This window comes from Paenibacillus sp. GM2 (genome assembly GCF_900069005.2).
GTDB lineage: Bacteria > Bacillota > Bacilli > Paenibacillales > Paenibacillaceae > Fontibacillus.
Genome location: NZ_LN831272.1, coordinates 50,471 through 62,201, shown reverse-complemented (window position 1 = coordinate 62,201; position 11,731 = coordinate 50,471). Strand labels below are relative to the sequence as shown.

Below are 11,731 nucleotides of genomic sequence, written 5' to 3'. Positions count from 1 at the left end.
GTTAAGCATGAAAACACAGCAGTTTGTAGTGATCGGACTGGGGCGTTTCGGATCTAGTTTGGCACTGGAACTGATGGATCTCGGTTATGAGGTACTGGGAATCGACCGGGATGAGGAAATTGTAAATGAATGGAGCGATAAGCTGACTCATGCCGTTGTGGCTGACGCAACGGATGAAGAGGTGCTCAAATCGCTGGGAGTGCGTAACTTTGACTGCGGGATCGTCGCGATCGGCAATGATATTCAGATGAGCATATTAGCGGCGATTTTGCTTAAAGATCTCGGCTTGCCGATGGTAGTAGCCAAGGCGATCTCAGTACTGCATGGCAGGGCACTGGAGAAGTTGGGCGTGGATCGGGTTATTTCGCCGGAGCGGGATATGGGCATTCGGGTAGCTCACCAATTGGTGACGCCCAATCTGCTGGATTATATCCAGCTATCCAAAAATTACAGCATCGTGGAGATGAACGTTCCGGAATGCCTTAACGGTAAAAATGTAGGGGAGCTTCATCCGCGAGCGCGCTTTGGCTGCACGATTGTGGCTATTCATCGCGAGAATGGCGTTATCGTTGCCCCGACAGCGATGGATCAATTGAAAACCGGAGATATCATGGTCATTATCGGCTCCAATGAAAATGTTGAAGAGTTCGAGATGATGGTCAACGAGAATATTTCCTAATCTATCCCTGGGATGTGATCACAGATGGAATCTGCAGCTACCGAGGCCATCAGGCACTTACTTATTTTGATTTTATTTGTTATTACCGTGGGTATGATCTCGGGGAAAATTGCTTCCATTCTTAAGCTCCCGGATGTAGCAGTCTATATTGCAACAGGGATGCTGCTGGGTCCGGGGCTCGGCTGGATTCATGAAGCGAGCGGCTCGCTGATCAATCAGATCATTCTGACCGTTGGCTCGGTCCTGATTCTGTTTGATGGGGGACGCAACTTAAGGCTTAGCGGGCTCAAGGAGATTTGGATCAGCCTCTCGCTGTTAAGTGTATTGGGAGTGCTAATTACGATGGGCGTAGTTGGTGTAGGGGTTCATTATTTATTTGGGGTCAGTTGGGTGTTCTCGTTCCTGGCCGGTGCGGTGATCGCTTCAACGGACCCGGCATCCATCATTCCGGTTTTCAGGCAGGTGAACATCAAGAAGCGGGTTCGGGAGACAGTGGAAAGCGAATCAGCTTTCAATGATGCTACCGGCTCGATTCTAACCTTTGCCTTCCTGGCGGCAGTTGCCAGCGGCGGAGAGCTGAACATCGGGATCATGGGCTGGGATTTCGTAAAGACAGCCTTTGGCGGCATTGCTGTCGGACTTGTTATAGCCGGTTGTCTGTCGTATTTTACCGGACATATTAAGCGCGGGATTCTAAGTGAATATACGACCCTCGTTATGATCGTGTGTGCATTGGCCAGCTATCTGATTGCGGATTTGCTGGGTTTCAGCGGATTTATGGCTACTTTCGTAGCTGGAGTTATATGGGGGAACGCGGACATATTCAATCTGAATATGGAGGAAAAGCGCTCAGAGATCGGAGCCGTCTCCGACAACATTACTTTAATGATGCGCATGCTAATTTTTATCCTTCTAGGCAGCCAAGTGAATTTCACGACGCTGGGGCATTACTTCTGGCAAAGTCTGGCTGCTGTCTTAATATTGATGTTCGTGGCCCGGCCTGTAACGGTGTTGATCTGCGCATGGCCAGACCGTAAAGCGAAGTGGACCTGGCAGGAACTGCTCTTCATGTGCTGGGTGCGGGAGACGGGAGTTATTCCCGCGGCGTTATCCGGCATGATTGTAGGGATGGGCGTCGCCAATGCCCAGATGATTTCAGCGATCGCCTTTATGGCTATTATGCTGACGATTATCGTACAAGCCAGCACGACAGGTTGGGTAGCCCGGAAGCTGGGGCTTGAAGTAAGCAAGGAAGCGGCGCGCCTGTAAGACAGGCGCGCTGCTTTTTTATACATATTAGATAGTAAGAACCTGAATCAAATGGCTGCGGATGTCGTTTACCCATTCTTTGATTTCACTGCTTAGATTGGTCTTGCTGCCATAGATCAGACAAGTCTCCCGGCGTGTCTGCTCCAGCTCCTTCATCGGCAAGGTGACGAGATCATTATCCCTTAGAAGTTGCTTGCGCAAATAGGATTTTGGAAGCAGCGTGGCGAATTTACAAGTGGGCAGAAGACGCACGATCGCTTCAAAGGAATCGATCTCCATCCTGACATCAGGGATAATGCCATAACGTACGAACATCTCATCAATCAGCTTGCGATACCAGGTGCCTTTGGAGAAGATGATCATCGAGCGGTCATTCAGATCGCCCATCGTCACAGGACCGCCATCCGCAAGCTCGTGTCCGCGCGGGACGACCAGTTCAAGATGATCCTGGAAGAGCGGAATGCATTTTAAGCCGGACTCGCTGATGGAGGAGGCGATGACGCCGATATCGACTTTTTTCTCCCTAACGTAGGAGACAATTTCATGGGTTTTGCCAGTAAGCAGCTTGACCTCCATGTCCGGGTAGTTGTTCATCAGAGCGGTGACAAGAGGAGGCAATGTTGTCTGCAATGTTGTGAGGCTGGCGCCAAGGGTTACGATGCTGCGATTGGCTGCTTTGAAGCGTGAGACGGACTGCAGAAAGTTCTGATGGCGCTGCCGCTGCTCCATGGCATATAGATAGGCCTCATGACCAACCCGGGTCAACTCCAGCTTCTTGCCGTTGCGGTGGAACAGGGCGATTCCCCATTCTTCCTCCAGCTTGGCAATTTTCCTCGATAAGGCAGGCTGAGACAAATTAAGCAGCTTCGAAGCTTTATTTAAGCTAGACTGTTCTACAACGGTAGTAAAGACAATCAATTCTTCCAGCAATTCGATCCTCCTCTTTATTCAATCGATTTCCACAGATATATTCTCTTATGCGTAATAGTTATAACAGTTAATAATTATATTGCAATTCCATTATAAGCTAAAAAGGAGTAACATGAAAGTGACACAAGTTGTTCACATGTTACTTTTGTAACAAAGTACTTAGATGGCGGTTTGTGCGATTTTTCATATACGATTTATTTCGTAGACTGCTGTCGAATTTTAATGTATGAGTATTTAAAAGGACGATGGAGACAAGAAAGGGGTACACGAACTTATGAAAGGGTTTTATTCCAGGAAACTGCATTCGCTTCTGGGCATTATTCCGCTAGGTTTTTTCCTTCTGGAGCACATGCTGACGAACTTCTCTGCGGTTGAGGGGGGGAGCCAGGGCTTTAAGGACAGTGTGGCATTCTTGAACAGTCTGCCGCTGATCCTGGTACTGGAGATTGTGGGCATTTATTTGCCGCTGCTGTACCACGGGGTTTACGGCATATACATCGCTTTTCAGGCGAAGCCGAATAACGGCAATTATGCTACGGAGCGCAATCTGCGCTATCTGCTGCAGCGAATTACGGGAATTATCGTATTCATATTTGTGATCTGGCATGTGTATGAGACGAGAATACAAGTGGCGCTTGGCCATGTAACGCACGATCAGTTGGGCGGAGTCATGCATGACATTATGATGCAGCCGATATTTTTCATTATTTATTTGATCGCGGTTGTGTCTGCCTCTTTCCATTTTGCCAATGGCTTATGGTCGTTTCTGGTTAGCTGGGGCATTACGGTGGGGCCGCGCTCGCAGCGTGTATCCTCATATATTTGCATGAGTATGTTTGTGATCGTATCGATTATGTTTGTATGGTCATTGTTCGCATTCCGCAGTGTGGAATTTGCGGGAGGAACGGCCCTGCTGCAATCATTTAGAATGCTAGGATAGGGAAGGCCGCTTGCGAAGCAGGTTTTGTACGATGTAAATCTAAGCAGCATAGCTCACAAAACGAAGCGAATGCTTACGAAGCAAGTTTTGTATGGTGTCCGTCTAAGTAGCATAGCTCACAAAACTTTTAGGAGTTGAAAAGGATGTCGAAACAAAGCATAGTTGTCGTCGGTGGAGGGCTTGCCGGGCTGATGGCTACCATCAAGGCGGCCGAAGCCGGGGTTCAGGTTCATCTATTCTCGATCGTTCCGGTTAAGAGATCGCACTCTGTGTGTGCGCAGGGCGGGATCAACGGCGCGGTAAATACAAAGGGGGAAGGCGACTCTCCTTGGGAGCACTTCGATGATACGGTATACGGCGGAGACTTCCTCGCCAACCAGCCGCCTGTCAAAGCCATGTGTGAAGCAGCACCGGGCATTATCCATCTGATGGACCGGATGGGGGTTATGTTCAATCGTACCCCTGAAGGCCTCCTCGATTTCCGCCGATTCGGCGGTACGAAGCGTCACCGTACGGCGTTTGCCGGTGCAACAACTGGCCAGCAGCTGCTTTACGCTCTCGATGAACAAGTTCGCCGTCATGAGACGGAAGGGCTGGTGGTCAAATATGAGAACTGGGAGTTCCTGTCCGTAGTTCTTGATGACGAGGGGGCTTGCCGCGGTATTACTGCACAGAATTTACGCTCTATGGAGGTCGTGACCTTCGCCTCGGATGCCGTGATACTGGCAACAGGCGGGCCGGGGATTATTTTTGGCAAGACGACCAACTCTGTTATTAACACAGGAACAGCAGCGAGCGCGGTGTACCAGCAAGGCGTGCATTATGCAAATGGTGAATTCATTCAAATCCATCCGACAGCGATTCCAGGCGATGATAAGCTGCGCCTGATGTCGGAGTCAGCTCGCGGTGAGGGCGGACGGATCTGGACTTATAAAGACGGCAAGCCATGGTACTTCCTTGAGGAGAAATATCCGGCCTACGGCAATCTTGTGCCACGGGATATCGCAACGCGGGAGATCTTCTCTGTATGTGTTGACCAGAAGCTTGGCATCAACGGCGAGAACATGGTGTATCTCGATTTGTCGCATAAAGATCCGAAGGAACTGGACGTTAAGCTCGGCGGCATTATTGAGATTTATGAAAAATTCGTCGGCGATGATCCGCGTAAGGTTCCGATGAGAATCTTCCCGGCGGTCCATTACTCGATGGGCGGCATGTGGGTCGATTATAATCAGATGACGAACATCCCGGGGCTGTTTGCAGCAGGCGAATGCGATTATCAATATCATGGCGCCAACCGCTTAGGTGCGAACTCGCTCGTATCCGCTATTTTCGGCGGCATGGTTGCCGGTCCTAAAGCGGTGGAGTACATTCACGGTCTGAAGAAATCGGTCGAAGATATGAGCTCGACAATACTGGACAATGCCCGCAAGGTACAAGAGGACAAATTCGAGAAGCTGCTCAAGATGGAAGGCAAGGAAAATGCCTATGTACTCCATAAAGAGCTAGGGGATTGGATGACGGACAATATGACCGTGGTTCGCTATAACAATCGATTGGAAGCGACGATTAACAAAATTAAAGAACTGAAGGTTCGTTATAAAGATATCAATATTAATGATAATTCGCGTTGGAACAACGCGGGGGCTGCCTTTACCCGTCAGCTATGGAACATGCTGGAGCTGGCTGAAGCGATGACGCTTGGCGCATTGCTCCGTAATGAGAGCCGTGGCGCCCATTATAAACCGGATTATCCGGATCGTAATGACGAGGAATTCCTGAAGACGACCAAGGCGACTTGGACGCCGGACGGGCCGCAAATTTCATATGAAGATGTCGATGTATCACTGATTCCGCCGCGTATTCGCGACTATTCGAAGGAAAAGTAGGAGGGGAGAGCAATGGCAATGGCGGAAACAAAAGCAGCAAGCAGAAAGATAAAGTTTATTATCACGCGTCAGGATGGCCCGGAAACCAAGCCATATACCGAGGAATTTGAACTTGATTATCGTCCTGGTATGAATGTAATCAGTTCCCTGATGGAAATTCAGCGCAACCCGGTGAATATGAAGGGTGAGCATATTGCTCCAGTATGCTGGGAATCGAACTGCCTGGAGGAAGTATGCGGAGCCTGCTCCATGGTGATTAACGGTAAACCACGTCAGGCTTGCGCTGCTCTGATTGATAATTTGGAACAGCCGATTCGTATCGAGCCGATGCGCACCTTCCCTGTAGTACGGGACCTGATTATCGACCGCAGCCGGATGTTTAATGCTCTGAAGAAGGTCAAAGCCTGGATTCCGATCGATGGTACGTATGATCTCGGTCCTGGACCGCGGATGCCGGAGAAGAAGCGGCAATGGGCATACGAGCTTTCGAAATGTATGACTTGCGGCGTCTGTCTGGAGGCTTGTCCGAATGTGAATGAGAAGACAGACTTTATGGGCCCGGCTCCGATCTCACAGGTGCGTCTGTTTAATGCTCATCCGACCGGTGAAATGAACGCCGAGGAGAGACTTGAGGCATTGATGGAAGCTGGAGGCATCGAAGGCTGCGGCAATTCGCAGAACTGCGTACGGGCATGTCCAAAAGGCATTCCGTTAACGACCTCGATTGCCGAGATGAATAAAGCGACAACCAAGCATATGTTCAAGCGCTGGTTGGGCGTGTAATACCTAGCGTAGAATGGATTCCTATATCCCATGAATAGAATGGGGTATAGGAATTTTTTTGTCTCCCAAACAAAAGTAATAGGCTGGAGAATAGTCCATTGATCGTTCTGATTGACGATCTCTGCCGCCACATGCTAAGGTTAGCGAAGCTGGGATGGTATTGGCTCGTTGTTATTCACGTGAACCATTTCACTTTTAATTGGAATAGTTAAATTGACCTTTTACTTTCATTTAAGGAGGCCAATGATGAAATATCTTTATTTAACATTAGGTTTTTTATTTCTGGGTTTGGGGGCGATTGGCGTATTTCTTCCCGTGCTGCCTACGACCCCGTTCCTGCTGCTCGCCTCGTTCTTCTTTTCCAAAGGTTCTGACCGGTTTCACCGTTGGTTCCGCGGTACGAAGCTGTACAGGGAACATTTGGAGGAGTTCATTCATTCGCGATCTATGACGCTTCGCGGCAAGCTCGGGATACTTGCACTAGCTACTTCTATGTTGGCCATAGCCTTTATTGTAATGAATAGTTGGATCGGCAGAGGTTGTATCCTGCTTCTTATCTCGTTTATGTACTACTATTTTATTTTTCGTATCAAAACGGTGAGAGGATCGGAGACGACTGCCTCTGTTGAAGAGATTAAATGATAGTTGCCATACATTACGGCATAGGAGTACGATTAATATATAAAATTTATGGCAAGCAATAAATGATAGGAAGGAAAGTGAATTTGCTATGGAAGCTTCCAATACAGTGAAATTAACCACTTTAACAACCAAGGGAGGATGTGGCTGCAAGATCGGTCCGGCCGATCTTATGCAGGTCATCCGTAGTCTGCCGCCAACAGAGCCTAATCCTGATTTATTGGTGGGTTTGGATACAAGCGATGATGCAGGGGTATATAAAATCAGCGAGGATCTGGCTCTGGTGCAGACGCTGGATTTCTTTACGCCAATTGTTGATGATCCGTATTCCTTCGGACAGATCGCAGCGGCTAACGCGATTAGCGATATATATGCGATGGGCGGTAAGCCTTTGACAGTGATGAACATCGTAGCTTTTCCAATTTCGACGTTGGACAAGAGCATTCTGGCTGACATTTTGCGCGGAGCTGCGGACAAGGTGCGGGAAGCCGGAGCTACCTTGGTCGGCGGTCATTCGATCGATGATAAGGAGCCGAAGTTCGGTCTCGCAGTTACCGGCTTGGTGCATCCGGACAAGGTAAGGACCAATGCCGGCGCGAAGGCTGGCGATAAGCTGATCCTGACGAAGCCAATCGGTGTGGGCATTATGACGACTTCGATCAAGAAGGGACAGCTAACTGCTGAAGAGACAGAGCGGGTTACCCGTGTCATGGCGACACTGAACAGAAAAGCGGCAGAAATGATGGAGCCGTATGATGTTCATGCGTGTACGGATGTGACTGGATTTGGGTTGATGGGACATGCTCTGGAAATGGCAAAAGGCAGCGGAACGGGAATCCTTATTAAACAGGATCAGGTTCCTGTATTGCCGCGCGTGCGCGAGCTGGCAGAGAGCGGGTTCATCCCCGGCGGAACGAAGAATAACTTCGCTCATGTGGAGGGGGATATTTCGTTCCCGGAAATGATGGATCAAACCGACCGCTGGATTTTGTGCGATGCAGTGACCTCCGGTGGTTTGTTGATCGCCGTTGCAGCTGATGAGGCGAATTCCTTGCTGGACGAGCTGGTTAAAGCAGGGGTTGAAGCGAGCCTGATCGGTGAAGTGACAGACCAGCATCCAAGCCGCATCGTTGTTAAATAATAAGCGCGTGATCCGAGCTTTTAGAACAACCTCCGTAAAAGCAAGTTCAAAAAGAACGGTTTTCAGCACCGAGAAGGTTGAATGAAGCTAGGGCGTGAGGAGCGGAGCGTACGTAGTGGGTACGTGAGCACCGGAAGGCCCGGCTGAATTCAGGATTCGATGTCGAATCTGCCTTCAGTGATGGCTTCGTGATCAAAAGTGAGCTTTTTGAACAACCTCCATAAAAGCAAGTTCAAAAAGTACGGTTTTCAGCACCGAGAAGGTTGAATGAAGCTAGGGCGTGAGGAGCGGAGCGTACGTAGTGGGTACGTGAGCACCGGAAGGCCCGGCTGAATTCAGGATTCGATGTCGAATCTGCTTTCAGTGGTGGCTTCGTGATCAAAAGTGAGCTTTTAGAACAACCTCCGTAAAAGCAAGTTCAAAAAGAACGGTTTTCAGCACCGAGAAGGTTGAATGAAGCTAGGGCGTGAGGAGCGGAGCGTACGTAGTGGGTACGTGAGCACCGGAAGGCCCGGCTGAATTCAGGATTCGATGTCGAATCTGCTTTCAGTGATGGCTTCGTGATCAAAAGTGAGCTTTTTGAACAACCTCTATAAGCAGGAAGGGAAAGAGATTAATGTTTCAGGATCTAAGCATCAACGACTGGCTAGAAAAAAAAGACAAGGGCATGACGATGATCGATGTACGTTCCCCTTCAGAATATGCCGATTCATCGATTCCAGGCAGTATCAATATACCTCTGTTCGATGATCAGGAACGGGCCGAGGTAGGTACGTTATATACACGAGTAAACGTTGAAGCCGCCAAAGAGCGGGGGCTGGAGCTTGTATCTGCCAAGCTGCCCCGGTTTATCCGCCAATTTGCCGATATAGAAGGCCCTAAGACGGTGTTCTGCTGGCGTGGGGGGATGCGAAGTAAGACGACGGCCACCTTATTGTCTTTGATGGATATCCACGTCTATCGACTGGCCGGAGGGTACCGTGACTATAGAAAATGGGTCGTATCGACTTTAGAGAGTATGGATTTCACACCGAGTGCGCTCGTTATCCATGGAAATACAGGGAATGGAAAGACTGCGATTTTACGTAATTTGCATGCGAAGGGTTATCCGGTTGTTGATTTGGAAGGAATGGCCGGACATCGCGGTTCGGCCTTCGGACATATTGGATTGAAATCCAACAACCAGAGGATGTTTGATTCTCTGCTATTGGAAGATCTGCTGCGTTTGCAGCAGAGCGAATACATTATGCTAGAGGCAGAGAGCAAAAGAATCGGTAAAATTTGCGTGCCTGATTTCATCCTGTCCAAGAAGGATCAGGGAAGGCATATTAAGCTGGAGCTGCCGCTGGAAGTACGCGTGCAGAATATTTTGGATGACTATGAGCCTTGGAAATATCCGCAGGATTGCATGCTTGATTTTCAGAAGATACGTTCCAAGATTCATGTGCCGATCGCTGCCGAGATCGCAGAATGTCTGGAGCAGGGAAGATATGCACCGGCCGTGGAATTGCTGTTGCTTCATTATTACGACAAGCGGTATGCTTATTCGGAGAAAAATTATGCGGAGAGTGATTTCATCACGATTACCGCCAATACCATGGAAGAAGCGGAGCAACGATTAGAGCAGCTTCTACAAGAGAGTTATCATTAAGAGGATTATATGGCGCATAAAGGGGGACGTCGTTCAGGAACGATGTCCCTCTTCTATTTGAGTCAAACTGGAAAAATAAAGGAAATAAAGCTACAATAAAAAAGATTAGCTGTTTGGAAGGGTCAAACAAGACATCACTTACTGGAGGCATCAGGTATGAAGAAAAGAATGATTTTTCGATATGTATGTGTTCCCTTGTTTGCAGTTGTCCTATTCGTTGCCGGCTGCGGTGGTGGGGGCGGCGGGACGGACTCCAGCCGTAACCATCAAGGTGGAAATACATCGTCCGGAACCGAAGGAAATCTGAATGGAAATCAGACTGGCGAAGATAATCAACCGCCTTCCTCGATGCCCGAACCAACGGATCCGGTGCAAGTGAAGTTGGATTCGCTAAGCACGGCCGAGAAGATTGGTCAATTGTTCATCGTTGGCATGGATGGAACTGCGAGCAATGACAACATCCGGGAGCTGCTGCAGCAGCAGCATGTTGGAGGAGTTATTTTCTATAAGAATAATATAGAGAACACGAAACAAGCTTTATCCCTGTTCAATCAGCTTAAGGAGGAGAATAGGGATAATCCTGTACCGTTAATCCTTAGTGTTGATGAAGAGGGAGGACGGGTCTCGCGAATGCCGGCTGATTATACAAAACTGCCGGCAGCGGCGAAAGTCGGCGCGGTAGGGGATGCCAAGGCAGCGGAGGAGTTAGGAGACATTATTGGCACGGAGTTGGCGGGCTTTGGCCTAAATATGGACTTCGCCCCTGTGCTTGATGTCAATAGCAACCCTGATAATCCGGTGATTGGCGATCGCTCGTACAGCTCCTCGGCCTCGACTGTTAGTGAGATGGGGCTTGCTGAAATCAAGGGGCTAAGCGGGCAGGGGGTTATTCCGGTTGTCAAGCATTTCCCTGGACATGGCGATACGTCGGTTGACTCTCACTTGGGGCTTCCGGTCGTTAAGCACGATCTGGAGCGGCTGCGCAAGCTTGAGCTTGTTCCCTTTCAGGCCGCAATTGAGGCTGACGCTGATGCCGTTATGGTTGCTCACCTGCTAATGCCCAAGCTGGACCCGGATCATCCTGCTTCCTTCTCCAAGGCGGTTATTCAAGATCTGTTGCGCGGTGAGCTTGGCTTCGGCGGGGTCGTTATCTCGGACGATATGACAATGGGAGCTATTTCCGAACACTATAAAATAGAGGATGCTGCGGTCCAGTTCATTCTGGCGGGCGGCAATATCGTATTGATCGGACATGAACTCGAAAAAGAGCAGGCGGCCATTCAAGCGATTACCGATGCTGTAGAACAGGGAACAATCCCGATGAATGTACTTGATGATCGCGTGTATAAGGTGCTTGATTTGAAGGAGAAATATAAGTTGAACGATGACCCGGCGAAAGGGCCGGATACCAAGCAGGTCAACAAACGAATCCAACAATTTTTGAGTGAGTTTAAATTATAATAGATCTTGTTCAGGACTGTCTTGCTCGGATGAGGGGGCGGGTTGATGCAGGTACTGCTGCAGGTCGATCCCTCCTCCAAGCCCGATGTATACGCCCTCTGCCTCCAGCAGCATTCTCTGGAGCGAAGCGCCCTCGTCATCCTGATGAAGGGCAATTTCTCCTCGCGAGTTCACCACTCTATGCCAGGGAAGCTGATATTTGCGGCTCATGGAATGGAGGATACGTACGACCTGTCTGGCCGCGCGAGGGCTTCCGGCCTCTTTGGCGATCTGACCGTAGGTCATCACCTTTCCTTCCGGAATGGATGATATAATGTGGATTACCTGGGTAGTAAACGGCTGCATAGGT

At 49.3% G+C, this 11,731-nt stretch carries 11 protein-coding genes; 9 read left to right on the top strand and 2 right to left on the bottom strand.

What is annotated here, in order from left to right; all coding sequences use genetic code 11:
• Positions 1-7: 7 nt before the first annotated feature.
• Both BN1360_RS00405 and BN1360_RS00400 read left to right on the top strand, forming a co-directional pair.
• Entirely contained in the window at positions 8-679 is a 672-nt protein-coding gene (locus BN1360_RS00405) for a potassium channel family protein (RefSeq protein ID WP_068777941.1), read from the top strand.
• Between the two features lie 24 nt (positions 680-703).
• Positions 704-1,948, top strand: a complete 1,245-nt coding sequence (locus BN1360_RS00400; protein ID WP_068777940.1) for a cation:proton antiporter — start codon at positions 704-706, stop codon at positions 1,946-1,948.
• A 27-nt stretch (positions 1,949-1,975) separates the two neighbouring features.
• Here the strand turns inward: BN1360_RS00400 and BN1360_RS00395 are convergent, their stop codons facing one another.
• Positions 1,976-2,878, bottom strand: coding sequence for a LysR family transcriptional regulator (locus BN1360_RS00395; protein WP_068777939.1), 903 nt, complete (start codon positions 2,876-2,878; stop codon positions 1,976-1,978).
• A 274-nt stretch (positions 2,879-3,152) separates the two neighbouring features.
• Between BN1360_RS00395 and BN1360_RS00390 the strand changes: the two genes are divergently transcribed.
• The 7 genes from BN1360_RS00390 to nagZ all read left to right on the top strand — a co-directional run bounded on the left by BN1360_RS00390 (position 3,153) and on the right by nagZ (position 11,382).
• The gene (locus BN1360_RS00390; RefSeq protein ID WP_068777938.1) at positions 3,153-3,818 is read left to right on the top strand and encodes a succinate dehydrogenase cytochrome b558 subunit; all 666 of its coding nucleotides are present in this window, start codon (positions 3,153-3,155) and stop codon (positions 3,816-3,818) included.
• A gap of 143 nt (positions 3,819-3,961) precedes the next feature.
• Positions 3,962-5,707: a succinate dehydrogenase flavoprotein subunit gene (gene sdhA, locus BN1360_RS00385; RefSeq protein ID WP_068777937.1), complete on the top strand. Its 1,746-nt coding sequence runs from the start codon at positions 3,962-3,964 to the stop codon at positions 5,705-5,707.
• Between the two features lie 18 nt (positions 5,708-5,725).
• The gene (gene sdhB / locus BN1360_RS00380) at positions 5,726-6,490 is read left to right on the top strand and encodes a succinate dehydrogenase iron-sulfur subunit (RefSeq protein ID WP_068777987.1); all 765 of its coding nucleotides are present in this window, start codon (positions 5,726-5,728) and stop codon (positions 6,488-6,490) included.
• 243 nt (positions 6,491-6,733) lie between these two features.
• Positions 6,734-7,132, top strand: coding sequence for a YbaN family protein (locus tag BN1360_RS00375; protein ID WP_229520732.1), 399 nt, complete (start codon positions 6,734-6,736; stop codon positions 7,130-7,132).
• Positions 7,133-7,220: 88 nt separating this feature from the next.
• On the top strand, positions 7,221-8,270 hold the full coding sequence (gene selD, locus BN1360_RS00370; RefSeq protein WP_068777935.1) for a selenide, water dikinase SelD: 1,050 nt from the start codon (positions 7,221-7,223) through the stop codon (positions 8,268-8,270).
• Between the two features lie 616 nt (positions 8,271-8,886).
• Positions 8,887-9,921, top strand: a complete 1,035-nt coding sequence (gene mnmH, locus BN1360_RS00365) for a tRNA 2-selenouridine(34) synthase MnmH (RefSeq protein WP_068777934.1) — start codon at positions 8,887-8,889, stop codon at positions 9,919-9,921.
• 156 nt (positions 9,922-10,077) lie between these two features.
• Complete coding sequence (nagZ, locus tag BN1360_RS00360; RefSeq protein ID WP_068777933.1) at positions 10,078-11,382, top strand: beta-N-acetylhexosaminidase; 1,305 nt, start codon at positions 10,078-10,080, stop codon at positions 11,380-11,382.
• Here the strand turns inward: nagZ and BN1360_RS00355 are convergent.
• Positions 11,377-11,727: an MGMT family protein gene (locus BN1360_RS00355; RefSeq protein WP_068777932.1), complete on the bottom strand. Its 351-nt coding sequence runs from the start codon at positions 11,725-11,727 to the stop codon at positions 11,377-11,379. The two genes, nagZ and BN1360_RS00355, sit on opposite strands and share 6 nt — an antisense overlap.
• Between the last annotated feature and the right edge of the window lie 4 nt (positions 11,728-11,731).